Origin of the sequence: Balneatrix alpica DSM 16621 (genome assembly GCF_000619885.1) — a bacterium.
GTDB lineage: Bacteria > Pseudomonadota > Gammaproteobacteria > Pseudomonadales > Balneatricaceae > Balneatrix > Balneatrix alpica.
Window position 1 is genome coordinate 177,717 of record NZ_KK211041.1, and the last position, 25,224, is coordinate 202,940.

Consider the following 25,224-nt stretch of genomic DNA (forward strand, 5'->3'; position numbering starts at 1 on the left):
GCAAGGGGTTAGTCCTGCACCTCGGCTGCACTAATGACTTCGGTTTCCGCCTGGGCGGCGGCCATCCACTCCTGCAGCGCGGGCAGGCTCAGTATAGTGTCCATGTAGCCTCGTAGCGGCTGATCTAACTCAACTTCATAACTGTAAAAGCGCAGTACCACCGGGGCATAAAACGCATCGGCAATACTAAAGTCGCCGAACAGGAATGGGCCTGCCGATTGCTCCAGGCAGTCCTGCCAGATTTGCTGAATACGGCGCATATCCTCCAGCAGAAACTCATTGCAATAGCTCAGTGCCTGACGACGGCGGCAATTCATTGGCATTTGATTACGTAATTCGAAAAAGCCGGAGTGCATCTCGGCCACGATAGCCCGTGCCTGGGCGCGGGCTTTGGCATCCTGTGGCCAGGCCTGGGGGTAGCGCTCGGCCAGGGTTTCGCATATGGCAAGACTATCCCAGACCCACTGACCATCTAGATAAAGGGCAGGTACTTTGCCGCTGGGGCTGTGGCGCATAATTTGCTCGCGTGTTTCGGTTTGATAGAGCGAAACGCGCTTTTCCTGGAAAGGCAGACCGAGTTGTTTGAGCAGCAACCAGGGGCGTAATGACCAGGATGAATAGTTTTTATTGCCAATCAGCAAGCAAAGTTCAGCGGAGGAAGTCATGGTGTAATCCTAGGCGATGGGCCACTGAGCATAGCGGTAAAACGATATTCAGCTCTAGCCTCTTTTTTGGCGATCAGCGCACAAGCGGGTATCCTTGGCGCATTGCATATTTGTTTGAGCCTTAACCATGACGGATACCTCACCTCTTTCTAGTGCCGATCAGCAATTACTGCGGGCAAAACTGAATACGGAAACGGCACGCATCCACTGGCAGGAGCTGCAGCGCTACTTTGCTGCGGGCAAGCTGATTAGCGTAGCGGCGGAACTGGATTTGATTGAAGTGGCCTACCAACTGGCCTCTGATAATGCGGCGCAGTTACAGCAGTGGTTAGCCGCTGGCTTGGTGCAGCGGGTGCAGGATGATCAAGCCAGCCAGTGGCAAGCGGATGAACAGGAATTTTGGGCGGTGGTGGTGCGCCCTTGGGTGGTGATCCAGCCGATGAAAAAGGAGGCACACTAATGCGTTTACTGTTAGCCCTGTTGCTGCCCTGGTTGCAGTTCTTCACCATTGGCCGTCCCTGGGCGGGAATCTTCTGCCTGATTTTACAGATTACCTTGATTGGCTGGTTACCTGCGGCGATTTGGTCGGTGTACGCCTTAAGCCAATACAAGACCGATGAGAAAATCGCCGCCGCCCTGCAACAGCGTTCCAAGTAGGTACGGCTTTGCTGCAGATTTCACGCTCAGTACAACTGGCTGAAGCCGAAGTGGAAATGACCGCCATCCGTGCCCAGGGGGCGGGTGGTCAGCACGTCAATAAAGTCTCGACGGCGATCCAGTTGCGTTTCGATATCCATGCCTCCAGCCTGCCGGAATTCTATAAAAGTCGCTTGCTGGCCTTACAGGATCAGCGCATCAGTCAGAGCGGCGTGATTGTGATTAAGGCGCAGCAGTATCGTAGCCAGGAGCAGAATCGTGAGGATGCCCTGGCGCGTTTGCTTAGCCTGATTCGCAGTGTCGCCCAGGTGGCGGCCAAGCGGGTGGCTACCAAGCCCAGCCGTTCTTCCCAACGTAAACGGCTGGATGGCAAGAGCAAGCGGGGTCAGGTCAAGGCCGGACGTGGGCAGGTGCGGGATTATTAAGCCGCGAAGGAGCAGGGTGGCGTGTTATAGCTCCTGTTGATAGCGCGCGAGCATCTGTGCTTGGCTTTCCTGAATCTCCTGCTCGCCAATGTGATCACGCATGATCTCACCCATGCTGGGAAAGCTGCTGCGTTCGATCTGACTGCCTGGGTCCCAGAGTTTGGCCCGCATCAGTGCCTTGGCACAGTGAATGTAGGCTTCTTCCACTTCAACACAGATCACCAGCTTGGGCAGACGCCGTTCATCTTGGCATAACTCCCGCCACTCCATGCGGGTATCCAGACTGGCTCGGCCATTGACCCTGAGGGTTTCATCGACTCCTGGTAATAGGAACAGGAGACCAAGGCGGGGGTTCTCAAGCAGGTTCGCCAGGCTATCCAGACGGTTATTACCGGGCGCATCCGGAATTAACAAACGTTGTTGATCCAATATCTTACAAAAACCAGGGGCACCCCCTCGGGGGGAGGTATCCAGCCAACCGGCCTGATTGCTACTGGCTAACAGCAATAGTGGGGAGCGTTGGATAAAGTGCTGGCAGTGTGGATCCAGGTAAGCCAACTGCTTTTGTACCGAGCGGGTTTTGGCTGGGCCGTAATACGCACGTAGTTGATCCAGACTGGTCAGGGTCGTCATGACAGGGCATCCAAGGTGGCTCAAACAGTGCCCAAACTAGCATAAGCCTGTCATTTCTCCCCCATTTTTTACCAATCAGGCTTGGGATTAGGGGCAAGTGTAAGTACTAACCGGTGAAGCACGCTGCAATAGCAGCTACAGCATGGGCAGGTGAACCTGACCCGGCCAGTAGGTAGTCGACCGGTAAAGGACCTGACCAGAAAAGGAAACTGGGGGCCCCTATGAGTATTCGTTGGAAGCTACTGATCGCTTGCCTGATTATGTCGATCGTGCCTGTGACGCTGGTTGGTCTGGTAGTCGGTGGTTACTCCATCAGTACAGGTAAGGCATCACTAGAAGCCCAGGCCGAGGCGCAGTTAATCTCGATTCGGGACATCAAGAAAAACCAGATTGAGTCCTATTTCGATACCATCAATAAACAGGTGCAGACCTTATCGATTAATCTGATGACGGTGGCGGCAATTGAGGACTTTCGTCGTGCGTTTGCCGCTTATCAGCAAGAGGTGGGCAATCAGAGTGGCTTGAAAGAGTCCCTGGCCAGCTATTACCAGCAGGAGTTTCTACCCGAGTATCAGCGTCGCAATGGTGGGCAGCAGACCGATGTGCAGGCGCTTTTGAATCAGCTCGATAGTAACGGGGTGGCATTGCAGCACGCCCTGATCCGGGCCAATGAGAATCCGTTAGGCTCTAAGCATTTGCTCGATCAGCCAGCATTAGCCAGTGCTTATCAGCAGGCCCATAGCCAATATCATCCGGTGTTTCGACAGTATCTGGAACAGTTTGGTTATTACGATATCTTCCTGGTGGAGCCGGAGAACGGCTATATCGTCTATTCGGTGTTTAAAGAGCTGGATTTCGCCACCTCATTAAAAAATGGCGCTTATGCCAATACCGGTATTGGTGAAGCTTTTAAACGGGCCATGGCGATTGAACAACCGGGCCAGGCAGCCTTAACTGACTTTGCTCCTTACCTGCCTTCTTATAATGATCCTGCTTCTTTTATTGGCATGCCGATCTGGCAACAGGGTAAGAAGTTGGGGGTGTTGATCTTCCAGATGCCGATTGATCGCATTAACAGCATCATGACCCATGATCAGCGCTGGCAGGAGTCTGGCCTGGGCAGCTCCGGAGAAACCTATCTGGTCGGCGCGGATTTCACCATGCGCAGTATGAGTCGTTTCCTGATCGAGGACCCCAAAGGCTATTTACAGCTGATGCAGGAGGTGGGGCTATCGAACCCGTTGTTAACCCAGCTAGCCAATAAGTTGACTTCCATTGGCCTGCAGCCGGTTCGTACCCAGGGCACAGAGGCAGCTATCAGTGGTAAAACGGACTTTGCCATCTTCCCGGATTATCGTGGGGTGCCGGTGTTATCTGCCTATGCGCCGTTGGCGATACCCGGTTTGCAGTGGGCGATTATGAGTGAGATTGACGAAGAAGAGGCCTTCGCCCCCAGTCGTGCCCTGGTGCAGGATGTGGGGTGGCTGGTCGCTGCCAGTATTCTGGGCACCATTGTGGTGGTGGCGCTGCTCACGAGTTGGCTGGCAGGCCTGCTGACGCGCCCCATCAATACCTTTACGACCTTGATTAGTGATATCAATGCCCATTCGGATTTGCGTCAACGCCTACCTGTCGAGGGCAACGATGAAATTGGGCAGAGTGCCAAGGCAATTAATAATCTGTTAGTGAAGTTTCAGGACACCCTCAAGTACCTGGATAAAACCATCCATACCCTGAATGACACCTCCGGACAGATGGAAAACATGACGGGGGAGCTCAACCATGGCGTGGCTGAGCAGTTGCAGGAGAGCCAGTTGGTCGCCACAGCGGCGACGCAGATGAGCCAGACCATACTGTCTATTGCCGATAATGCTGAACAAGCGGCTAAAGCCACCCATGAGGCCAACCGTTTAGGCAGTGAGGGGCAACGGATTATTCATAATAGTGTTGAGTCGATTGGCACCCTGGCCGGTGAAGTCGAGCAGGTGGGGGCGTTGATCTCCAAGGTTGCGGAAGACAGCAATAACATCAGCGGTGTGCTCGGGGTGATTCAGGGGATTGCAGAGCAGACGAACCTGTTGGCACTGAATGCTGCTATTGAGGCGGCTCGCGCAGGTGAACAGGGTCGTGGTTTTGCCGTGGTGGCAGACGAAGTACGCGCCTTGGCGCAGCGTACTCAGGATTCGACTAAAGAAATCCACGCCATGGTGGAACGCTTACAGGCTGGCACCAAGGATGCGGTTGCCAAAACCCAATTAGGGCGTGATCAGGCGCGGACAACGGTGGAACAGGCTGAGCAAATGCGCACAGCCCTGGCGGATATTATCCATTACATCAGTGATATTGCGCGGATGAATGCCGAGGTGGCGCAAGCCTCAGCGGAGCAACAAAAGGTCGCGGAGGATATCAGTACCCGTATTCACCGGATTAACCGCATAGCGGAAGGAAACAATGATGCCTCCAATCAGACCGCGCAAACCGGCGGGCGTATTGCTAACCTTGCCCATGAGTTGCAGAAATATATCGGGCAGTTTAAAGGGGCGGCGGATTGATGAAGGGCGTCAGTAGGAGTCTGAGTTGGTTATTTGCGTTGGGCTTGATGTGGTCACAGTCAGTCGCTGCGGAACATATCAGTTTTGCCTTTGCCGATGATGAGCCACCGGTCAGTTACCGCACCTTCCACCATGGTGAGGTTCAAGTTGTTGGAATTTTACCTGAGCTGTTACGTTTGATTTTTAGCCTGCAACAGGAGCATGACCCAGGCCTGCATGCCTATCCCTGGGCCCGAGCGCAGTACATGGTGGAGTCGGGCCAACATGATGGGTTGTTTACTTACCCATCTGCGAAGCGCAAGGGCTATATGCAATTTACCCCAAGCCCTGCCTACTTTCTTGATTTTGGTTATCTGGTTTTTCATAAAGACAATCCTTATCGCTTACAGCTAGAGCATGCCCGCTCGTTTGAGGACTTGCGTAGCCTGACCATGATCGGTCAGCTTGGCGCGGAGTGGGAAGATGACAATGTGCCAAGCTTTATTGTTCGGGCCTACGCCCCTGAGCTCACTACGCTGATGAAGCTCCTGCTGGAGCGGCGTAGTGGTGACTTTGCCATTATGCAGCCGGAGCAGGCTCGCTATCTTGCCCAACAACTGGGCATGGAGGAGCGCCTTGCCCTACAAAAGGTCGACTTTATTCCCGACTCTCTTATTCCCTTCCATTTAGGGATACGTAGCAATCATCCCAATGCCGCTAAGTTGGTGCAGGACTTGGAGCAAGTGCTGAATTCCTCCGCATATCAGCAGCAGCGTCAACAGCTGCTGGACGCCTATCTAGGCAAGTAAGTTAGGCAAGTCAGTCCGGCAAGTCAGTGAGATAAATAATTTAGGTAAATAAGAGTCTCTCAGTCTGGCTTGCCCCATCAGGGGTATTGTCTGCTTGGCACAAAGGCGGCACTGTGGTGCATAACTTTTGCATGGGGTAAGGTTCCTATGCGCGTTATGACACAGGCCCAAGCCCATGAATCCGCCCTTTGTGTTGATCTTCGCTGCCCATAGCGGCACCGGTAAAACCACCTTGCTCAGCCAGGTTATCCCTTATTTGGTGCAGGCTGGGGTACGGGTTGGCGTGGTTAAACATTCCCATCACGATCTCGACTTAGACCAACCCGGCAAAGATAGCCAGCGCCTGCGTGCTGCCGGCAGCGTGCAGACGGTGCTGGCCACCCCCTGGCGCAGTTTTGTCTTTAAAGAGAAGGGCAGTCGCAGCGAGCCAGACTTGGCGTCGGAATTGGCACTGCTGCAATGGGATGAACTGGATATGGTATTGGTAGAGGGCTTTCGTCATGCGCCCTGGCCCAAGCTGGAGCTGTACCGGCGGGAACTTGGCCACCCGTTTCTGTTCGAACAGGATAAGCAGGTACGCGCCTTAGTGTGGAACGGTGGTGACTGGCCCGATGGCCCAGCGCCCCTGCCGCTATTGGATATTAATGACCCGGCTGCGGTGGCACGCTGGATTTACCGTCATTGGCAGCATCAGCAGGGCCATCAAGACTAACAAGAAGTACTCCCGGCTGTGTCTGGATTAACCCTTCAGGGGTAGGGCGCAGCCGCCATGGCCTGACCTGGATCAAGCGTCGTCAGCCTCAGTCTTGCCTACACTGGCAAGGCTGCAAACCGCGCCTGATCCAAGTCAGCGGGATCAAGATAGGAATGGCATATGACAGAGCCCACTCAACTCATCGATAACTTTGGCCGCCGGGTCGACTATGTGCGTCTCTCGGTCACTGATCGTTGTGATTTTCGCTGTGTCTATTGCATGAATGAAGACACCCGCTTTCTGCGGCGGGCGCAAATTCTCAGTCTGGAAGAGCTGGCATTGCTTGGCTCCACCTTTGTCGGGCTGGGGGTGAAGAAGATTCGTCTGACCGGCGGTGAGCCACTGGTGCGTCCCAATGTGCTGAGTCTGGTGCAGGAACTGGGCAGTTTAAAAAGTCAGGGTTTGCAGGAACTGACCCTGACCACCAATGGCTCCCAGCTGGTGCGCTTGGCCAAGCCGCTCCAGCAGGCCGGGGTGGATCGTCTTAATATCAGCCTGGATACCCTCGACCCCCAGCGTTTTGCCGAGCTGACCCGCCGCGACAAATTGGCGGAAGTGTTAGCCGGGATTGAAGCGGCGCGTGAAGCGGGCTTTAAGCGGATTAAGCTGAATATGGTGGTGATGCAGGGGCGCAATGTTGATGAAGTTGAATCAATGGTCAACTTTTCCCTGGATCGTGGCCTGGATATCTGTTTTATTGAGGAAATGCCGCTGGGTGAGGTGCGTACCCGTCAACTGGCGCAGACGTATGTCGGTAATGACCAGTTGCAGGCACGCCTGGGTCAGCGCTTTGGCCTGGTGGCTTCAACCGAGAGCAGCGGTGGTCCGGCGCGTTATTTCCGCATCCCAGGGCAGAGCAGCCGTATTGGTTTTATCTCGCCCCACAGCCATAACTTTTGCTCCACCTGTAATCGGGTGCGGGTCACGGTGGAAGGGCGTTTGCTGCTGTGCCTGGGGAATGAACACTCGGTGGATTTGAAAAAGGTGATTCGCCAATATCCCGGCGAACCCGCCCGCCTGCGTCAGGCGTTGCTTGATGCGATGGCGCTCAAACCTGAACGGCATCATTTTGCCCTCAACGATGAGCCGCAGATTTTACGCTTTATGAATATGACCGGTGGCTGAGCCCAGGCACCGGTTGCAGGAGCCAGTATGGGACATGTAACCAAAGAGGTGGCCTTTGAGCCGCTGAATATCGCCGTCTTAACCGTTTCTGATACCCGCAACTTCGATACCGATAGCTCCGGTGATGCCCTGGTGGAAGGGCTGACCGACGCCGGTCACTTCCTCGGTGGACGGGCGATCGTCAAAGATGACATCTACCAGATTCGTGCCCAGGTTTCCCAATGGATTGCCGATGCTGAGGTGCACGCCATCCTGATTACCGGGGGCACCGGTTTCACCGCCCGTGACTCTACCCCCGAGGCCATGCTGCCGTTGTTTGATAAGGTGGTGGAAGGCTACGGCGAACTGTTCCGCCAGATTTCCTATGAGGAGATTGGTACCTCCACCATTCAGTCCCGCGCCCTGGCCGGGATTGCTAACCGGACGGTGATTTTCTGCATGCCGGGTTCGACCCGTGCCTGTCAAACCGCCTGGCACAAAATCATTCGTGAACAGCTCGATAGCCGTCATCGCCCCTGTAACTTTGTCGAGATGGTCAAGCCTCACACCCACACCGCCTGTGGTAGCCGCTCATGAGTGGCTGCGGTTGCGAGCGGGAATGCCTGCGTCCGGTACAGGAAGTGCTGGAACAACTGCTCAGCCGTGCCCGGCGGATGACCGAGTCCGAGGTGGTACCGCTATCCGCCGCCCTGGGGCGGGTGCTGGCGCAGCCGATTGCCTCCCAGGTGGATGTGCCTCCCTATGCCAACAGTGCGATGGATGGCTACTGCCTGCGCCTGCAGGATTGGCAAGCCGGTCAGCCTTTGCCGATTTCCCAGCGGATCCCCGCAGGGGTCTGGCCCCAGCCGCTGGAAGGCGGTAGCGCAGCCCGTATCTTTACCGGTGCCGCGATGCCCGCCGGGGCGGATACCGTGGTGATGCAGGAGGACTGCGAAGAGCGCGATGGCGCGCTTTACATCAAGCTCGATAGCCTCAAGCAAGGCCAGCATATCCGTGCCGCCGGGCAGGATATCCGCGCCGGTGCGGAGTTACTGCCCGCTGGAACTCGCCTGGGCCCGGCTCATCTGGGGGTGATTGCCTCCGTTGGCCATGCCGAGGTACGGGTGGTGCAGCCCTTAAAGGCCGCTATTCTTTCCACCGGTGATGAGCTGGTGATGCCGGGCCAGCCCCTGGCGCCGGGCAAAATCTACAACTCCAATGGCTTTACCCTGATTGGCCTGTTACAGGCACTGGGCTGCGAGATTCGTAACTACGGCATTATTGCCGATACCCCTGAGGCTACCCGCGCCGCCTTATTACAGGCCGCCTCCGAGTGCGATCTGATCTTCAGCAGTGGCGGGGTTTCGGTCGGGGAGGAAGACCATGTCAAGGCGCAGGTTGAGGCCCTCGGCCAACTGCATATCTGGAAACTGGCGATCAAGCCGGGCAAACCCTTTGCCTTCGGTGAGGTACAGGGCACCCCCTTCCTCGGCTTGCCGGGCAACCCCAGCTCCGTGCTGGTGACCTTCTGTCTGCTGGCGCGGCCCTTCCTGCTGCGTTGTTTAGGAGTCGAGCAGGTGTACCCCCTGGCGCTACGGATTCGTTCCGCTTTGCCTGCGGCCAAGCCTGGCAAGCGCACCGAATACCTGCGGGTCAGTGTGGCGCAGGGTGCGGACGGTCGCCCCGAGGCCGTGGTGGCGGGTAACCAAAGCTCAGGTGTCCTCTTCAGTGCCTGTCAGGCCCAGGGCTTGCTGGTGATTCCGGCAGGCCATGCGCTGAATCCTGGCGATGAGTTGGACTTTATTCCCTTGAGCGAGGTGTTTAACTGATGGATGCCATTCTCCGGGTCGGGACGCCACGCTCCCCCCTGCAACAGGCTTTAGCCAAGGCGCGTCAGCATATGCTGTTCTCGGCCTTTAGTGAGGAGCACTTTCAGGAGCTGGGAGAGCAGGCGCGTTTGCACCGCCTGGGGAATGAGGAAATCCTGTTTCGCCAGGGGGACAAGGCTAATCGCTTTTTCTATGTGGTCAGTGGCCATATCAAGCTCAATCGCCTCTCAGCCGATGGGCAGGAAAAGGTGATTGAGGTCTTCGGCCCCCAGCAAACCTTTGCCGAAGCCATTATGTTTATGGAGCAGCAGGCCTATCCGGTTAATGCCCAGGCATTGGGGGAGACGGTACTGCTCAGCGTGCACAATGGTTTCTATAAAAGCCTGCTGACCGAGCATGCCGACTACGCCACCCGTTTGCTGGCGGATATGGCCAAGCGTCTGCACATGCGTATCAATGAGATTGAAAACCTCACTATGCAGAATGCCACCCACCGGGTGGTACGCTACCTGCTCAACCAGTTGCCCTCGTTGCAGGTGGCCCAGGCACAGATTGAGCTGCCGATGGCCAAGCGCCTGATTGCCTCTAAACTGGCGATGCAGCCGGAGACCTTCTCGCGCATCATGCATGAGCTGAAAGAGCGGCAGATTCTCAGTGTGCAGGGGCGGCAACTGCAGATTCTCGATGTGCAGGCCCTGAAGGATTTTGGCGAATGAAAGCCCCCCAGCGCCCCCTGGTGTATGCCTGCTCCGGTTGCTCCAATGTGGCCCAGCTGGCCAATGATGCTGCCCTGGCGTTGGATCAGCAGGGGCTGGCGGAAATGTCCTGTATCGCCGGAGTGGGGGGCAATGTGCCTGCCCTGGTGCGGGTCGCGCAATCAGGGCGCGCCATTATTGCCATTGATGGCTGCCCGTTGCATTGTGTGCAGGCCTGTTTGGCCGAACGAGGGGTGCAGGCCAGTCATCCGGTATTGCTCTATGAGTTGGGTTATAAGAAACGCAAAGGGCAGCTGGCCCCGCCCGAGGATCTGGAGCAGGTATTGCGTATCCTCACCCCGCTGGCCGTCTCACTACAGGCACCTGCCTGAGCTGTTTGATTGTGTAAGAGTGTCATTATGAGCCAAGAATTTACCCATCTGGATGCCCAAGGGCAGGCCCATATGGTGGACGTCACCGCCAAAGGTGTGACCGAACGTGAAGCCCGGGCCGAGGCCTGGGTCAAGATGTCAGCCCAGTGCATGCAATTGTTGGTCGATGGCCAGCATCCCAAGGGCGATGTGTTTGCCGTAGCCCGCATCGCCGGTATCCAGGCGGCCAAGCGTACCTGGGAGTTGATCCCCCTTTGTCATCCGCTGTTATTGACCTCGGTGAAGGTGGAACTCACCGCCTTGCCGGAACAGCAACGGGTGCGGATCGAAAGCCGCTGCAAACTGGCGGGGCAAACCGGGGTGGAGATGGAAGCCCTGACCGCCGCCTCTGTCGCTGCCCTGACTCTGTACGATATGTGCAAAGCGGTGGATAAAGGCATGCTGATTGAGCAGGTGCGCCTGTTGGAAAAGCTGGGGGGTAAGTCCGGCCATTGGCAGGCAGGGCAGGAAGGAGAGCACAGCGATGATTAAAGTGCTGTTTTTTGCCAGCTTCCGTGATCAATTAGGGTGTGCTGAATTACGCCTGGAATGGCCCCAGGCTGCACCGCTTTCCAGCTTATTGGCGCAGCTGCAAGGCCGCGGAGAACGCTGGCAGGAAGTCCTTGGCCAACCCAATCTGCTGATGGCCCTGAACCAGGAGCTGGTGGATGGGCAGGCAGAAGTGGTGGATGGCGATGAAGTGGCCTTCTTCCCGCCGGTCACGGGAGGCTGAAGATGGAACCTGTACAGGTTACCTTTGCCCCTCTTGATCCCCAGGCGCTCTGTGCCCCCCTGTATGGCAATCCGAAAACCGGTGCCGTGGTCAGCTTTAGTGGTCTGGTGCGGGATTTTAATGAGCGGCCGGAGGTCAGCACCCTCACCCTGGAACATTACCCTGGCATGACGGAAAAGGTGCTGGAGAAAATCCGCCAACAGGCGCTTACCCGTTGGCCTTTGCAGCAGGTGATCATCGCCCACCGCGTGGGACCGATGCAGCCCACCGAAGTCATCGTAGTGGTGGCGGTGGCTGCCAGCCATCGTGCCGATGCCTTTGCCGCCTGTGCCTATGTGATGGATATTCTGAAAACCCAGGCGCCGTTCTGGAAGAAGGAAGATACCGACCAGGGCAGCTACTGGGTGGATGCGCGGGAGTCCGATACGGAGGCAGCCAAGCGCTGGATGAAGCATGACTGAGGCCAGCGCAACGCAACGAGTGGGGCTGATATTGGCCGGTGGTGCCGGGCGCCGGGTCGGCGGTCAAGATAAGGGCCTGCTGCGTTGGCAGGGACAGCCCCTGGTGAGCTATCCGGCAACAGCAATCCGTCCATTGGTGGATGAGTTATGGATCAGCTGTAACCGCAACCCGTCGCAGTATCAGCCCTATGCTGATCGCTTGTTGCAAGATGAGGAACCTGCCGAAACCTACGCAGGCCCCCTGGCAGGCATCTGTGCTGCCTTGCCACAACTTGCTGATTCGGTACAGGTGTTGCTGCTGAGCCCCTGCGATACCCCCGGCATGAGCCCAGCCCATTGGCAGCGGTTTGTCCTGCAGGCACAGGCCAATCCCCAGCGCTGGCATTATCTACACAGCGAGGCGGGCAGCCACTACCTGCATGCCTGGATTCCGCGGGCCTATTGGCCGCTGTTACTGGACTTTTACCGCAGTGGTGAGCGGGCGATGCATCGCCTGTTGGCACAGTTGCCCGAACCCGCTTTAACCGTGGAGATGGATGAGCAGGCGCTGCTGAATCTGAACCAGATGCCCACCGAAGCCTAGCGGCTGTCTGCACCGTCAGGCTTAAAGATTGCGGATATATTCCGCCAGGGTGACATGGGTCTTGACCCGGCCTACGCCGGGTATCTTCACAATCTGTTCGCGCAGGCGCTGTAGCGCCTCCATTGAACTGGTCTGCACCAGCAGCATCATATCGGTTTCACCGGACACCCCATGGCACAGCTTGATCTCCGGCAGCTGGCGCAAGCGTGCCGCCATATCGGCACAATCAATCTCGTTATAGCTGATCTCGATATAGGCACTCACCCCTTCGCTGGCCTCCTGGCTGAGCAACACCTGATAGCCCTTGATCACCCCCTGCTGCTCCAGTTTGCGCAGGCGCTCACTCACCGCCGTGCGGGATAAATTGACCTGCTCGGCAATTGCCGACAGGCTCTGGCGCGCATTGGCACGCAGGGCGTTGATAATCAGCTGATCAAACTTATCCAGACTGGGCATGGTGTAGGCTGCAAAGTGGCGGTGAAAGCGGCATTTTGACCGGCATAAGCGTCAGTTTGCAATCCTTGCATGCAGTAAGCTTGGCAACATAATCCGATCAGCAAGGAAGTGAGCATGAGTCCGCTACAGCCTTCACTAAATTTATACCAGGGCCTAGGCACCCTGATGGCGGCCCTGCTAGGCACGGGGGTCTTTATTGTGCCGGAGCTGACCGTTAAGGCTGCCCAGGCCGGGGCACTGTGGAGCTGGGCGTTGCTGGCATTGGCGATATTGCCGGTGGCTTTCGTATTTGCCCTGTTGGGGCGCGCCTATCCCCATGCTGGCGGTGCCTCCCACTACATCAGCATGGCGTTGGGCCAACAGCAGGGACGGCTGATCGGCTGGTTATTTCTGGCGCTGCTCAGTGTTGGTATGCCCGCCGCGATGGAAATGGCGCTGTGGTTTTTACAGGTGCTGTTGCCCCTTTCCCCCCTGCAAAGCTGGTTGACCAAATTATTGCTGCTGGGCCTGATGGTGTTGATTAGCATCCAGGGTATTAGCTTGTCCGGTAATGTGCAGGCGGTGATTGCCGCCCTGGTCAGCCTGTTATTGCTGGGCTTGGTGGTTGCCAGTTGGGGGCAGCCGGTTGCCCCTGCTCGCCAACTTGATGCGTTGCCCTGGCAGGGCTGGCTGAGTATGGCGCCGGCCCTGGCGTTGGGCTTTTGGAGCTTTATCGGTATTGAGGTGATTGCCCACCTGTCCACCGAGTTTAAGCGGCCTGAGCGTGACTTTCCGCTAGCGCTGATTTTAGGGGTGACTCTGGTGGGCGGGCTGTACTGGCTTGGCTCCTGGCTGGTGTACGCCTATGCCGCGGACTATCAGGGCCAGCAACCGGCGATGATCTACCTGGTGGAATCCCTGCTCGGCGGTTGGTTGGGCCAGCATGGTGCGCAAGTGATAGGCAGCTTTGGCTTTTTATCCTGCGTGGCCACCATGAATATCTACCTTGGCAGTGCTTCCCGCCTGTTGTGGAGCCTGGCGCAAGAGGAACCACGCTTATCCCGTCTAAGCCAGCTGAACCGCTATCGGGTGCCGGCCTGGGCACTCTATAGCCTGGCCTTAATGGCGGCACTGAGCATCAGCATCCTGACCCTGCTTGGCTTAGATCTGGAGGCGATGATCAAGGCTGCTAACGGCATTATCGTGCTGGTTTACATCCTCACCATGGTGGCGGGCTGGCGCCTGCTGGCCCGGCGCTACCGGTTGCTATCTCTGCTGGGGCTACTGGTATGCCTGGCACTGGCCTGGACGCTGGGGGCGGCCATGCTCTATGTGCTGGTGCTCTATCCCCTGTTGATGCTGTTGCAAAAACGTCTGGCGGCGCCCAGTTGGGGCAAGCCTCTGAGTGAGCAAGGTTAAGGGCGGTGATAATGCGGGAAGATCGCCTTTGGCGGCCGCCCTCATATCAATCACGCTAATCTGGCTTTAATAAAATTAGCTTGGCTGATGATAGCGGGCTGCTATGCTGCCAACTTTCCTCAGTCTGTTTGGAGTAAGCAAGGATGTACGGCGGCTTCTTATTAATCCTGGCGCCTCTTTTTATTGGCTATCTGTGCAAACTGCCGGAAGGGCGGTTGCGCCAGAGCATGAATCGCCTGATCGAATATCTGGTGTACCTGATTTTGGCCCTGATGGGGCTGAGTTTGGGGGCGCTGGATAATCTCGCTCTGCAGCTCAAACAGATGTCCAGCCAGGCCCTGGTGCTGCTGCTTGGTTTGGGGCTGGCCAACCTATTGGCATTAGGGGGCTGGGCACGCTTTAGTGGCTGGCGTTTACACACAGAGGAACAGGTACAGTTTTCCCGCCTGCATATGCTCAAGGGCTCACTGCAATTGCTGGGGGTGGTCGCCGCTGGTGTGGCCCTGGGTGCCTGGCTGCCGCTGCCCCAGGGCATGGCTGAACAGGGAGCGGAATATACCCTGATGCTGTTGTTACTGTTTATCGGCTGCCAACTGCGCTCCAGCGGTATTCCCCTTAAGCAAATCCTGCTTAATCCACAGGGGCTGATCATTGCCCTGGCGGTGATTGGCAGTTCCTTGCTGGCCGGTCTGCTGATGGCGCCCTACCTGCAACTGAGCTGGAACCAAAGCCTGGCGTTGGCCTCTGGTTTTGGTTGGTACAGCCTCTCCGCCATTTTGATTGGCGAGGGCATGGGCCCGGTGTGGGGCGGTGCGGCCTTCTTTAATGACCTGGCGCGGGAGCTGGTGGCCTTGTTGCTGATCCCCATTTTGATTCGTCGCGCGCCGCCGATGGCGATTGGCTACGGTGGCGCCACCGCGATGGACTTCACCCTGCCGATTATTCAGAAAAGCGGCGGTATGAGCTGCGTGCCGGTGGCCATTGTCAGTGGTTTTATCCTGTCACTGAGTTCACCGTTGTTGATCCTGTTCTTCCTTTCCCTCGGCAGCTAAGGTTGCCGTTTTTTTAGCTGCTGCAGGAGCCATAATGAAAACCATCCGTAGCCGTGAGTTTAGTGCTGAACGCGCCTGGGGGGCGTTGGATATCGCTAATATGAACGGCATCACCACTCGCCTGCACTGGACCGACCAACCCTATCAATGGCACATCAACCAGGGTGAGGAAGTCTTTGTGGTACTCGATGGGCAGGTGCGGATGCATTACCGCCAACAGGGGCAAGAGCAACAGGTGCTGCTGCAGGCCGGGGATATTTTTTATGCCTCGCTGGGGACGGAGCATGTGGCTCATCCGCTGGGAGTGGCGCGGGTGTTGGTGATAGAGGAAGAGGGGAGTATTTAGGGGGATCGTTCTGCTTGGCTGCATAGTGGATCGTCGGTTGGCAAAGCCGCAGGCGCCTTACAACGGATGCGGTTATGTCGGATGGCGCCACGCTGTGGCTTATCCGACCTACGTTCGTGGCCAAGTATTTGTGCGAAACGCTAAAGGGGTTCACCTTGCGGGCGAGTAACTCCCCACCCTTGTACCCATGCTCCCGCGTGGGTACACATACGGATGTTAGATCACTCACCGAAGCTGCATTCACAAGGCGCTGACTCCTGGGGCCGTTAATCGTCTGCCAATTCCGAGTTTGGTTGGATAGGTGTGGTGGTTGGGTTGCATAGGGATCGTAGGTTGGAAAAGCCGCAGGCGCCTTCCAACAGGAGGCGGCTATGTCGGATGACGCCACGTTGTGCTTATTCGACATACGTTCGTGTCCAAGGATCTGTGCGAAACGCTAAAGGGTTTCACCCTACGGGCGAGTCATCCCACACTCTTGTACCCATGCTCCCGCGTGGGTACACATACGGATGTTAGATCACTAATCGAAGCTGCATTTATGGCTATAGCTGTCATAGCTTAAATCGGTTGTATTGTTTCACCCTGCGGGCGAGTGACTTTTTTCAAGCGTCCCTCTTTACCTGTTAAACAAGGTCACCAAAAAGACTGCCCCGCGTCAGCGCAACTTGCTCCCGCTTGGTCTTGGTGCGGACGCTTAGATGCGCCATCCAGGCGCGCTAAGCTGGGCTCGCGTCCTGCTCGCCCCCGCAGTCGCCCTACGCGTCCACAAGGCGCTGACTCCTGGGGCGGTTAGTCGTCTGCCAATCCGAGTTTAGTTTGGCTGCTAGCGGATGTAGGTTGGAAAAGCCGCAGGCGCCTTCCAACAGGATGCAGCTATGTCGGATGGCGCCACGTTGTGGCTTATCCGACCTACGTTCCAGGGAGAACCAACCGAGTGCTTGATAAATATCAGCGTGAGCGATTTTCTACCAAAGTCTGCTTATATCCCTCTGGAATTTTTGGAAAAACTGGACGAATATCAGCCTGTTACGGAAGGCGAGCTGCAAGATAATGTGCAATGCTTGGCAGAAAAATGCGTATACGTGCTTTTGACGGAAAAGACCAGTTCTGAAGTTGTATTTTCTGTTTGAATATCAGTTGCTTAATTTGAAAATATCCGGCTTTGTTCGGGTATGAAAAGCATGACAGGATTAAAATTTACATTTCTAATTAGAGTGTTGGGGGGTGCTGAATGAAGATTGGAGCCGCAGGATTAATGAAAATCGCGGAAATGATTTGCGGCGATGATCCATTTCGAAGCTTTCCTTACCGCAGTTCTTCCTATTTAACTCGTTTCTTTGTAGATCTCGATCTTGATTATGTACACGATGGATCAACCCGCCGTGTATGGGTAAATGACGTACTTAAAGAGTTAAATGAACGCAAAGCGCTCCAAGAGAATATGCCATCTTCGGAAATGAAGAAGGTGATTGAATATCTCTTGCACCCGGACCACTTTTTATTTAATGAAAATGTAGACCGAGAAAAGTCGATTCAGGCGGTCGAAACATGCCTGAAAACCTATGAACTAACGGTTGCACAACAATCAAATGGGGTTGTAAAGCTTTGTCCTGCGCATGGGCAATTTGTATCTTCATCTCACGAAGAGGTTCCTACGGAACAACTGATCAGTTTTAAACCAAGTGTTTTTAATGTTCCGAAAAAGTCCCAAAATGAAAAGCTAATTTCAGTGATGATGCCTTTCAATGCCAGCTTTGCTGACACCTATGAGGCAATTAAGCGTGTAGCTGAGTATATGAAGTTGGAGTGCCTTAGAGCCGATGATATATGGGATAACTCCACGTTTATGCAGGATATATTTGATTTGATTTTTTGTGCAAAGGTCATTGTTGTTGATTTCACGGGCAGAAACCCGAATGTCATGTATGAAACTGGAATCGCTCATACTCTTGGAAAAACAGTAATACCAATAACGCAATCGCTAGATGATATCCCGTCAGATCTTGGACATCATAGGGCATTGAAGTATTTGCCAAATGGACAAGGCTACAGAGATCTGAGCAACGAGTTATATAAGAGATTAAAGGTGATCTACAAGATCGAAATGTAGCAAGGTGCTGTTGTCGGACTGGTTTTCCGCTGCGCTAGCCGAAAATGCGGGCTTTATATTTCCGAGTTACCAACGAAATCCAGTCACTTTCTATTATTCGATTTACTTTAACTCCAGCTACTATTTTCTAATGGTCTAACCCCAATCTAGCCGCGCGACCCTTGCTCCCTTCGTTATCGCCTTGAGGATACGCAGGGCGGCTGCGGGGGCGAGCAGGACGCGAGCCCAGCTTAGCGCGCCTGGATGGCGCATCTAAGCGTCCGCATTAAGCACCAGTAGACTCAAGAATCAGCGATAACGGGGGAGACGTTTTTTATCCACCTTTTTAACGATTGGAAAATGCGGGGCACCGGTGAAAGGCGAAATCATTACTTTGCCCACATCGACTAAGTGGCTTGGGTGCACTGATAAAAATATTAAGAGTGAACCCTGCGACGCTGGTTAGTAAGAAAAGCCTATGCCACTCTTATCAACTCAAAACCCATATCACATTAGACGGTTCAATAATGTATCAAGGCTCCTGCTTATGCGGTGCAATTAGGGTGGAATTAGTCGGCGCAATAACCGATATCATCCATTGTCATTGTTCCCTATGTCGTAAAAATAGCGGCACCGCTTATGCCACTAATGGCTTTATCAATACCAGTGAGTTTAAGGTGGTTGACCCCCAGAATAAGCTGGGCTTTTATGAGATGAAGCCGGGTAAAAAGCGGCATTTTTGTACAGTCTGTGCGTCGCCGATCTTTAGCTCGAATGCGGATAATCCCAGCAAGTTAAGAATTCGCTTGGGTATTTTGGATTCCGCGATTACGGAAAGGCCCCTTTCACATAATTTTGTTTCTTCCAAAGCCTGTTGGGATGATTTGGATGCGCAGTTGCCCCGCTACGATGGCCATGAGCCCAGCAGGGCGCAGGCTAAATAACGGCTCAAGCGGTATGCGGTGAGGGGGCTGTCAGTTGAGCAGCAAAGGGCAGAGATAGGCTGAAACAAGCCACCCCTCGGTTGAGGCGGTGGCTTGTCGAGCCTTAACCCGCAGAAGCAGGCCGCGCACTTAGGCGGCGGCACTTTCTCCACAGGTTTTGGGGCAGGCTACTTGATGGCGGTTATCCCCAAGTAGTTGCGGTCGCTGCTGGGCACACTGGGCTTCTGCCAGTGGGCAGCGGGTGCGGAACACACAGCCGGATGGCGGGTTGATGGGGGAGGGCAGTTCACCTTCGAGCAGCTGAATCTGCTTGCCCCGCTCAATATCCGGATCGGGGATGGGCACAGCGGACATCAGGGCACGGGTGTAGGGGTGCAAGGGGTCAGCATAGAGGGCTTTGCCTTCTCCCAGTTCCACCTGGTTGCCGAGGTACATCACCATGACGCGGTCGCTGATATGTTTCACCACGGACAGGTCGTGGGCGATAAACACCAGCGACAGTCCCATTTCTTTTTGCAGCGATTTGAGCAGGTTGACCACCTGGGCTTGGATGGAAACATCCAGCGCCGAGACAGGCTCGTCACAAATCACCAGCTTGGGCTCAACAATCAGGGCGCGGGCAATGCCAATGCGCTGGCACTGGCCACCGGAGAACTCGTGGGGGTAGCGGTTGATGACGTTGGGCAGGAGCCCCACTTTCATCATCATCGCTTTCACCCGGTCTTTTACTTCTTGCTTGGACAGCTCGGGGTAAAAGGTTTTCAGCGGCTCGGCGATGATGTCACCAATGGTCATCCGTGGGTTGAGGGAGGCCAGTGGGTCCTGAAATATCATCTGGATATCTTTACGAATCTCACGCCAGCCGTTTTTATCCAGGCTGGTGAGTTCCTGCCCTTGCCACTTCACACTGCCGGAACGGGCTTTGACCAGGCCGATCAGGGCGCGGGCAAAGGTGGATTTGCCGCAACCGGATTCCCCTACCACGCCCAGGGTTTCGCCGGGGTAGATGTCGAGATTGACGCCATCTACGGCTTTCAGGGTCAGGCTCGGTTGCCAGGGCCAGGCGCGATCGTCTTTGATGCTGAAATGCACTTTCAGATCGCGGATTTCCATAATGGGTTGCTGACTCATGCGCAGGCCTCCTGTGCTTGCCAATGGCAGGCGCGTTGACGCTCGTTACCGAAGAAGGTCAGTTCCGGTTCCTGTTGACGGCACTGCTCACTGACATGCTGGCAGCGTTCCTGGAAGGGGCAGCCTATGGGCAGTTTGAGCAGGTTGGGTGGGTTGCCGGGGATGGTGGGCAGCACTTCGCCTTCGGTATCTAGACGCGGGATGGCGCTCAGCAGGCCTTGGGTGTAAGGGTGGGTGGGACGATGGAAGATGTCCTGGGCGCTGCCGTACTCCATGGTGCGGCCAGCGTACATCACCAGTACTTTGTCGCAGATACCCGCTACCACCCCAAGATCATGGGTGATCATAATGATGGCGGTGTTAAAGTCGCGCTGCAGCTCACCCAGCAGGGTCAGAATCTGTGCCTGCACGGTGACGTCGAGGGCGGTGGTGGGCTCGTCGGCAATCAGTAGTTTGGGTCGACAGAGCAGAGCCATGGCAATCATCACCCGTTGACGCATACCGCCGGAGAATTCGTGCGGGTACATCTTCATGCGGCTGCGGGCCTCAGGGATTTTGACCGCGTCGAGCATGCGCACGGATTCTTCAAAGGCTTCGCTGTTGCTCATGCCTTTGTGCAGTTTGAGTACCTCCATCAACTGCTCACCTACTTTCATGTAGGGGTTGAGGGAGGTCATCGGGTCTTGGAATATCATGGCGATCTGTTCGGCACGAATGCGGTTGAGCATTTGCTCTGGCAGGCCGAGGATGGATTTACCCTGAAACAGGGCTTCACCACTGACACGACCATTGGCGGCCAGCAATCCCATCAGGGCAAAGGCGGTTTGGCTTTTGCCGGAGCCGGATTCGCCGACGATGCCGAGGGTTTGCCCGGCTTCGAGGGCAAAGTTGAGTTTGTTGACCGCAGTGACGGTGCCATCCGGAGTGTGGAAGTGCACCTGTAAGTCTTTCACTTCAAGCAGTTTCATCGGTGCCTCCTTAGCGATCTTTCGGGTCCAGGGCGTCGCGCAGACCGTCGCCAAGGAAGTTGAAACAGAACAGGGTGGTCACCAGGAAACCGGCCGGGAACAGCAGTTGCCAGGGGGCAATGTCCATGGTTTTGGAGCCTTCCTCCAGCAGGGCACCCCAGCTGGTCATCGGCTCTTGTACGCCGAGACCAAGGTAGCTCAAGAAGGATTCAAACAGGATCATTGAGGGCACTAGCAGGGTGGCGTACACCACCACAATACCGAGGACGTTGGGCACGATGTGGCGAATGATGATCGACCAGGTGCTCACCCCACAGACGTGGGCAGCTTCGATAAATTCCTTGCTCTTCAGGCTGAGGGTTTGACCCCGCACAATACGAGCCATGTCCAGCCAGGAAACGGCGCCAATGGCGATAAAGATCAGCAGGATGTTACGGCCAAAGAAGGTCACCAGCAGGATGACGAAGAACATAAAGGGGAAGGAGTTGAGGATCTCCAGGGTGCGCATCATCAGGGAGTCAACCCGGCCACCGATAAAGCCGGAGGCGGCGCCATAGACGGTGCCGATAATGATGGCGACCAGCGCCCCCAGTACCCCAACCATCAGGGAGATCTGCCCGCCCATCAGGGTGCGGACAAAGAGGTCACGGCCCAGGGTGTCGGTGCCAAAGTAATGGCCACTTTCCATATCGGGCGGCGACTGCATGTAGTTCCAGTCAATATCATCATAGGCGTGGGGGCTGAGATAGGGGGCCGCCAGGCACAGCAGGGTGATGATAATCAGGGCAATCAGACTGGCCATAGCGGCCTTGTTGCGCATAAAGCGACGACGGGCATCCTGCCACAGGCTACGGCCTTCCACTTCCATGCTGGAGTCGGCGAGTTGATCGGCAAAGCGTTCCACAGCTTCGCCAGAGATTTTGTTCGACAGCATCGGCAACCTCAGTAGCGAATCTTGGGATCAATGTAAGCGTAGAGAATATCTACGATGGCATTAAAGGCGATGGTCAGGGCGCCAATCAGGATGGTCAGACCGAGCACCATGGAGTAGTCGCGGTTAAGTGAGCCATTAACAAACAACTGACCAATACCGGGGAGACCAAAAATGGTCTCAATGACCACTGATCCGGTAATGATGCCGACAAAGGCTGGGCCTAAGTAGGAAATCACCGGCAGCAGCGCAGGCTTGAGGGCATGCTTGAAGATGATATGACGTGCCGGCAACCCCTTGGCGCGGGCAGTACGGATAAAGTTGGAGTGCATCACTTCGATCATGCTGCCGCGCATGATACGGGCGATAGAGGAGACATAGTGGGCGGCCATGGCAATCACCGGCAGCAATAGGAACATCCATTGCCCACCTTGCCAGCCACCGGCAGGTAACCAGCGCAATTTAATGGCAAAAATCAGTACCAACAGGGGGGCAAGGACGAAGCTTGGCACCACCACACCGGTCATCGCCAGGGACATGACGCTGTAGTCGACCCAGGTGTTTTGCTTGAGGGCGGCAACAATGCCGAACAACACTCCCAGCACCACTGCGGTGACAAAGGCCCAGATGCCGATTTCCGCCGAGACGGGGAAGCTCTGGCTGACCAGTTCATTGACGGTAAAGTCTTTGTATTTGAAGGAGGGGCCTAAATCCCCCTGGATTAAATTACCCAGGTAGGTGAAATACTGCTGATACAGGGGTTTGTCCAGGCCGTATTTGGCTTCGATATTGGCCAAAATTTCCGGTGGCAGGGCGCGTTCACTGGAGAAGGGACTGCCCGGAGCCATGTGCATTAACAGAAACGAGACGGTGATGAGGACCAACAACGTCGGAATCGCCTCGAACAATCGTCGCAGAATAAAGTTCAACATAAGGGATTACCTAAAATTCACCAAAGCAGATCAGCACGGCGTAAGGCAGTCTTCCTGCGCCTGTAGCCGATGACCTGAGTCCGAACGTCATGGTTATTATTGTAGAAGCAAATACCCGACTGCCGAGGGCAGTCGGGTGGGTCTCACAGGGAGGCTGCCAACTTAGTGGGCAATGATGTACAGGTCTTTGGAGTACACCATGTCTTCCGGGTTAGCAGTGGGGTAGCCGCCGACATAGGGCTTCACCAGACGTGCAGTCACGTACTGATAAATCGGTGCGACAGGCATATCACGGGCGAGGATTTTCTCAGCCTTGTTGTAATAGCTGGCGCGTTCGTTTTCATCGACGATGGCCTTGGAGTCAGACAGCAGCTTGTCATACTCAGCGTTGGAGTATTTGCCGTCGTTGTTACCGTGGGCAGAGGTCAGCAGATCCAACATGGTGGAGGCTTCGTTGTAGTCACCGATCCAGCCGGCGCGAGCAACGGAGAACTGACCGTTCTTCTTGGTTTCCAGGTAGGTTTTCCATTCCTGGTTCACCAGATCGACATTGACACCCAGGTTCTTTTTCCACATTGAGCTGATCGCCAGGGCGACTTTTTTGTGGTTTTCGCTGGTGTTGTACAGCAGTTCAAAGCTCAGCGGTTTGCCAGGGCCAAAGCCTGCTTCTTCCAGCAGTTTCTTCGCCATTTCATTACGCTGTTCTTGGGTCATGCCTGCCCACTGAGGAGTTTCAGGGGTGAAACCGGCGGTGATGTCGGGGGTGAAGTTGTAAGCGGCGATTTGGCCTTGACCCATTACCTTGTCCACGATGATGTCACGGTCGATGGACAGTGACAGTGCCTTACGTACACGAATATCGTCGAAAGGCGCTTTCTGAGTGTTGAACTGGTAGTAATAGGTACCGATCTGGCCGGTTACTTTAACTTCATTGGGGATTTCTTTTTGCAGGGTCTTGAAGTGCTCAATGGCGATTTCGTTGGTCAGATCCACTTCACCGGCCTTGTAGCGGGCCAGTTCGGAGTTCTGCGACTCGATCGGCAGGTAGGTCACTTCATTGATAACGGTTTTGGCGTTATCCCAGTAGTTGGTGTTGCGCTCTAATACGATGCGCTCGTTGACCACCCAGTCTTTCAGCTTGAACGCGCCGTTGCCGACGAAGTTTTCCGGGCTGGTCCACTTGTCGCCATGGGCTTCGATGGTGGCTTTATGCGCCGGTACCATGGTGGTGTGCGCCAGCATGCGGATAAAGTAGGGCACAGGCTTGGACAGGGTAACTTCCAGGGTGTGGTCATCGATGGCTTTTACCCCCAGCTCAGAGGCGGGCTTTTTACCAGCGATAATGTCGGAAGCATTGGCCATGGAGGTGTATTCCACGTACCAGGCATAGGGGGAGGCGGTAGCGGGATCAACCGCACGCTGCCAGCCAAATACGAAGTCTCCGGCGGTTACGGTGTCGCCGTTAGACCACTTGGCATCTTTACGCAGATGGAAGGTGAAGACGGTGTTGTCGCCGTTAACTTCCCATTTTTCTGCTACGCCAGGCAGGATGTCGCCCTGGCCGTTTTGAATCACCAGACCTTCAAACAGATCACGGGCGATGTTGGACTCGGGATGACCTTCAATCTTATGGGGGTCCAGGGTGGCAGGCTCGGCACCGTTACCTTTAACGACTTTTTGTACTTCGGCCAATTGGGTACCAGCGGGTACTTCAGCGGCCAGAACAGAGGTAGAAGCCAATCCTGCGGCCAGCAGTACGGCGACCGCCAGCTTGTTTTTGTTATGCACCATAGATGTGTTCTCCTGAGTGGGAATAGTTGCAACTGCACCGGATGGGACAACAACTAACCGGCATTCAGTGCAAGTGACCGAAAGCTAGCAAAAGGATTTTTTGTTTAAAAGGGAAATAATTTACGCCTTGTACGGATTCGTGGAAAAAAATCCACAGCCGCTGTAAGGGCTCCTAACAGACTAGTTGCAGACTCAAATATTTGCCGTTGTTTTGGATCAAGTGGAGAAAAAATATTGGTTGGACGGGGAAGCGTTATTCGCGCAGTAGCAGCCTGATGGTGCTTTGTGCCATCTCTTCCAGTTCATGGGCATCGACATAGATGCCGTCGTTCAATAACCGGCAAAGGCCATGCAGTGTAGCCCAGCTGGTTTGGGCCACCCGCAACGGACGGTCACTGGCGGGCAGAACGCCCTGTTGCTGCAGGGCCTCCACCCAGCTTACCCACTGGCGAAAACTGGCTTTGGAGACCTGCCGCAGGGAATCGGTGGGTTGGCCGTTTTTCCAGATCTCGCGACCGAACATCAGGTCATAGGTTTCGGTATGTTCCACAGCAAAGCGGATATAAGCTTGCACATAACGAGCAAAGAGTTCACGACCACTTAGCTCGGGGAAACGCTCGGGAATGGTGCGGACTTCCTGCTCGTGATAGCGAAAACCTTCTTCCGCCAGGGCGCAAAGCAGCTCGTTTTTATCCTTAAAGTGATGATAGGGCGCCATCCGCGATACCCCTACCTGATCCGCCAACTTGCGAATACTGAGGGCTTCTACCCCGCCTTCGCGCAACAGTTTGATCGCCGCATCCAGCAGGCTTTGTTTTAAATCACCATGGTGGTAGGGCTTTTTTTCATCGGACACGGAGGCATTCTCAAACTCAG

30 protein-coding genes are annotated in these 25,224 nt (G+C 55.3%); 21 read left to right on the forward strand and 9 right to left on the reverse strand.

The genetic code is table 11. From position 1 onward, the window contains the following. Nucleotides 1-8: 8 nt before the first annotated feature. The gene (locus tag Q334_RS0116345) at nucleotides 9-665 is read right to left on the reverse strand and encodes a glutathione S-transferase family protein (protein ID WP_027314143.1); all 657 of its coding nucleotides are present in this window, start codon (nucleotides 663-665) and stop codon (nucleotides 9-11) included. Between the two features lie 127 nt (nucleotides 666-792). Here Q334_RS0116345 and Q334_RS0116350 point away from each other — a divergent pair, with 127 nt between their 5' ends. Genes Q334_RS0116350 through arfB form a run of 3 tightly spaced genes read left to right on the forward strand, consistent with a single transcriptional unit; the run spans nucleotide 793 to nucleotide 1,747 of the window. Then, nucleotides 793-1,125 (forward strand): DUF2288 domain-containing protein, encoded by a 333-nt coding sequence (locus Q334_RS0116350; RefSeq protein WP_027314144.1) that lies wholly within the window; start codon nucleotides 793-795, stop codon nucleotides 1,123-1,125. Continuing rightward, complete coding sequence (locus Q334_RS0116355) at nucleotides 1,125-1,322, forward strand: YqaE/Pmp3 family membrane protein (RefSeq protein WP_027314145.1); 198 nt, start codon at nucleotides 1,125-1,127, stop codon at nucleotides 1,320-1,322. Before Q334_RS0116350 ends, Q334_RS0116355 begins: the two co-directional genes overlap by 1 nt. An 8-nt stretch (nucleotides 1,323-1,330) precedes the next feature. Further along, nucleotides 1,331-1,747 carry an alternative ribosome rescue aminoacyl-tRNA hydrolase ArfB gene (arfB, locus tag Q334_RS0116360; RefSeq protein ID WP_027314146.1) on the forward strand — a complete coding sequence of 139 codons (417 nt, stop codon included), beginning with the start codon at nucleotides 1,331-1,333 and terminating at the stop codon, nucleotides 1,745-1,747. A 24-nt stretch (nucleotides 1,748-1,771) separates the two neighbouring features. Here arfB and Q334_RS0116365 read toward each other — a convergent pair whose 3' ends face one another. Then, entirely contained in the window at nucleotides 1,772-2,380 is a 609-nt protein-coding gene (locus tag Q334_RS0116365; RefSeq protein WP_027314147.1) for a pyridoxamine 5'-phosphate oxidase family protein, read from the reverse strand. Nucleotides 2,381-2,601: 221 nt separating this feature from the next. On the opposite strand from Q334_RS0116365, the gene Q334_RS0116370 reads away from it, so the two are divergent. From Q334_RS0116370 to Q334_RS0116425, 12 genes are all read left to right on the forward strand, one after another. Then, nucleotides 2,602-4,932 carry a methyl-accepting chemotaxis protein gene (locus tag Q334_RS0116370; RefSeq protein ID WP_027314148.1) on the forward strand — a complete coding sequence of 777 codons (2,331 nt, stop codon included), beginning with the start codon at nucleotides 2,602-2,604 and terminating at the stop codon, nucleotides 4,930-4,932. Beyond that, entirely contained in the window at nucleotides 4,932-5,720 is a 789-nt protein-coding gene (locus Q334_RS0116375; protein ID WP_027314149.1) for a substrate-binding periplasmic protein, read from the forward strand. The genes Q334_RS0116370 and Q334_RS0116375 overlap by 1 nt, the downstream gene beginning before the upstream one ends. A 175-nt stretch (nucleotides 5,721-5,895) precedes the next feature. After that, nucleotides 5,896-6,432: a molybdopterin-guanine dinucleotide biosynthesis protein B gene (gene mobB / locus Q334_RS0116380; RefSeq protein WP_027314150.1), complete on the forward strand. Its 537-nt coding sequence runs from the start codon at nucleotides 5,896-5,898 to the stop codon at nucleotides 6,430-6,432. A 162-nt stretch (nucleotides 6,433-6,594) separates the two neighbouring features. Beyond that, entirely contained in the window at nucleotides 6,595-7,599 is a 1,005-nt protein-coding gene (gene moaA, locus Q334_RS0116385) for a GTP 3',8-cyclase MoaA (RefSeq protein WP_027314151.1), read from the forward strand. Between the two features lie 27 nt (nucleotides 7,600-7,626). Continuing rightward, complete coding sequence (moaB, locus tag Q334_RS19600; RefSeq protein ID WP_035461864.1) at nucleotides 7,627-8,175, forward strand: molybdenum cofactor biosynthesis protein B; 549 nt, start codon at nucleotides 7,627-7,629, stop codon at nucleotides 8,173-8,175. Further along, on the forward strand, nucleotides 8,172-9,407 hold the full coding sequence (locus Q334_RS0116395; RefSeq protein ID WP_027314152.1) for a molybdopterin molybdotransferase MoeA: 1,236 nt from the start codon (nucleotides 8,172-8,174) through the stop codon (nucleotides 9,405-9,407). The genes moaB and Q334_RS0116395 overlap by 4 nt, the downstream gene beginning before the upstream one ends. Then, nucleotides 9,407-10,123 (forward strand): Crp/Fnr family transcriptional regulator, encoded by a 717-nt coding sequence (locus tag Q334_RS0116400; RefSeq protein ID WP_051527892.1) that lies wholly within the window; start codon nucleotides 9,407-9,409, stop codon nucleotides 10,121-10,123. The genes Q334_RS0116395 and Q334_RS0116400 overlap by 1 nt, the downstream gene beginning before the upstream one ends. Then, nucleotides 10,120-10,494, forward strand: a complete 375-nt coding sequence (locus tag Q334_RS0116405) for a putative zinc-binding protein (protein WP_027314154.1) — start codon at nucleotides 10,120-10,122, stop codon at nucleotides 10,492-10,494. The genes Q334_RS0116400 and Q334_RS0116405 overlap by 4 nt, the downstream gene beginning before the upstream one ends. A gap of 27 nt (nucleotides 10,495-10,521) precedes the next feature. Continuing rightward, nucleotides 10,522-11,025: a cyclic pyranopterin monophosphate synthase MoaC gene (gene moaC / locus Q334_RS0116410; RefSeq protein WP_035461865.1), complete on the forward strand. Its 504-nt coding sequence runs from the start codon at nucleotides 10,522-10,524 to the stop codon at nucleotides 11,023-11,025. Continuing rightward, nucleotides 11,018-11,266, forward strand: coding sequence for a molybdopterin converting factor subunit 1 (gene moaD, locus Q334_RS0116415; protein ID WP_027314156.1), 249 nt, complete (start codon nucleotides 11,018-11,020; stop codon nucleotides 11,264-11,266). Before moaC ends, moaD begins: the two co-directional genes overlap by 8 nt. A gap of 2 nt (nucleotides 11,267-11,268) precedes the next feature. Beyond that, complete coding sequence (locus Q334_RS0116420) at nucleotides 11,269-11,727, forward strand: molybdenum cofactor biosynthesis protein MoaE (protein ID WP_027314157.1); 459 nt, start codon at nucleotides 11,269-11,271, stop codon at nucleotides 11,725-11,727. Beyond that, nucleotides 11,720-12,310 carry a molybdenum cofactor guanylyltransferase gene (locus Q334_RS0116425; RefSeq protein ID WP_027314158.1) on the forward strand — a complete coding sequence of 197 codons (591 nt, stop codon included), beginning with the start codon at nucleotides 11,720-11,722 and terminating at the stop codon, nucleotides 12,308-12,310. The genes Q334_RS0116420 and Q334_RS0116425 overlap by 8 nt, the downstream gene beginning before the upstream one ends. Nucleotides 12,311-12,331: 21 nt before the next feature. Here Q334_RS0116425 and Q334_RS0116430 read toward each other — a convergent pair whose 3' ends face one another. Further along, a complete protein-coding gene (locus Q334_RS0116430; RefSeq protein WP_211249571.1) occupies nucleotides 12,332-12,766 on the reverse strand; it encodes an Lrp/AsnC family transcriptional regulator in 435 nt (144 codons plus the stop codon). A 114-nt stretch (nucleotides 12,767-12,880) separates the two neighbouring features. On the opposite strand from Q334_RS0116430, the gene yjeH reads away from it, so the two are divergent. From yjeH to Q334_RS0116460, 6 genes are all read left to right on the forward strand, one after another. After that, complete coding sequence (gene yjeH, locus Q334_RS19605) at nucleotides 12,881-14,164, forward strand: L-methionine/branched-chain amino acid transporter (RefSeq protein ID WP_051527893.1); 1,284 nt, start codon at nucleotides 12,881-12,883, stop codon at nucleotides 14,162-14,164. A gap of 143 nt (nucleotides 14,165-14,307) precedes the next feature. Next, nucleotides 14,308-15,216 carry a lysine exporter LysO family protein gene (locus Q334_RS0116440; RefSeq protein WP_027314160.1) on the forward strand — a complete coding sequence of 303 codons (909 nt, stop codon included), beginning with the start codon at nucleotides 14,308-14,310 and terminating at the stop codon, nucleotides 15,214-15,216. A gap of 34 nt (nucleotides 15,217-15,250) precedes the next feature. Continuing rightward, nucleotides 15,251-15,562, forward strand: a complete 312-nt coding sequence (locus Q334_RS0116445; RefSeq protein WP_027314161.1) for a cupin domain-containing protein — start codon at nucleotides 15,251-15,253, stop codon at nucleotides 15,560-15,562. Between the two features lie 875 nt (nucleotides 15,563-16,437). Then, complete coding sequence (locus Q334_RS0116450) at nucleotides 16,438-16,692, forward strand: hypothetical protein (protein WP_027314162.1); 255 nt, start codon at nucleotides 16,438-16,440, stop codon at nucleotides 16,690-16,692. Nucleotides 16,693-16,793: 101 nt separating this feature from the next. Further along, a complete protein-coding gene (locus tag Q334_RS0116455; RefSeq protein WP_027314163.1) occupies nucleotides 16,794-17,672 on the forward strand; it encodes a hypothetical protein in 879 nt (292 codons plus the stop codon). A 506-nt stretch (nucleotides 17,673-18,178) separates the two neighbouring features. After that, entirely contained in the window at nucleotides 18,179-18,595 is a 417-nt protein-coding gene (locus tag Q334_RS0116460) for a GFA family protein (protein WP_027314164.1), read from the forward strand. Between the two features lie 129 nt (nucleotides 18,596-18,724). Here Q334_RS0116460 and oppF read toward each other — a convergent pair whose 3' ends face one another. The 6 genes from oppF to Q334_RS0116490 form a co-directional block, all read right to left on the reverse strand. After that, nucleotides 18,725-19,726 carry a murein tripeptide/oligopeptide ABC transporter ATP binding protein OppF gene (gene oppF / locus Q334_RS0116465; RefSeq protein ID WP_027314165.1) on the reverse strand — a complete coding sequence of 334 codons (1,002 nt, stop codon included), beginning with the start codon at nucleotides 19,724-19,726 and terminating at the stop codon, nucleotides 18,725-18,727. Then, nucleotides 19,723-20,694, reverse strand: coding sequence for an ABC transporter ATP-binding protein (gene oppD / locus Q334_RS0116470; protein ID WP_027314166.1), 972 nt, complete (start codon nucleotides 20,692-20,694; stop codon nucleotides 19,723-19,725). Before oppD ends, oppF begins: the two co-directional genes overlap by 4 nt. Before the next feature lie 10 nt (nucleotides 20,695-20,704). Then, nucleotides 20,705-21,628 (reverse strand): oligopeptide ABC transporter permease OppC, encoded by a 924-nt coding sequence (gene oppC / locus Q334_RS0116475; RefSeq protein WP_027314167.1) that lies wholly within the window; start codon nucleotides 21,626-21,628, stop codon nucleotides 20,705-20,707. Between the two features lie 8 nt (nucleotides 21,629-21,636). Then, a complete protein-coding gene (oppB, locus tag Q334_RS0116480) occupies nucleotides 21,637-22,557 on the reverse strand; it encodes an oligopeptide ABC transporter permease OppB (protein WP_027314168.1) in 921 nt (306 codons plus the stop codon). A gap of 162 nt (nucleotides 22,558-22,719) precedes the next feature. Continuing rightward, nucleotides 22,720-24,348: an ABC transporter substrate-binding protein gene (locus tag Q334_RS0116485; RefSeq protein WP_027314169.1), complete on the reverse strand. Its 1,629-nt coding sequence runs from the start codon at nucleotides 24,346-24,348 to the stop codon at nucleotides 22,720-22,722. A 253-nt stretch (nucleotides 24,349-24,601) separates the two neighbouring features. Continuing rightward, nucleotides 24,602-25,204 carry a TetR/AcrR family transcriptional regulator gene (locus Q334_RS0116490; RefSeq protein ID WP_027314170.1) on the reverse strand — a complete coding sequence of 201 codons (603 nt, stop codon included), beginning with the start codon at nucleotides 25,202-25,204 and terminating at the stop codon, nucleotides 24,602-24,604. Nucleotides 25,205-25,224: the final 20 nt, after the last annotated feature.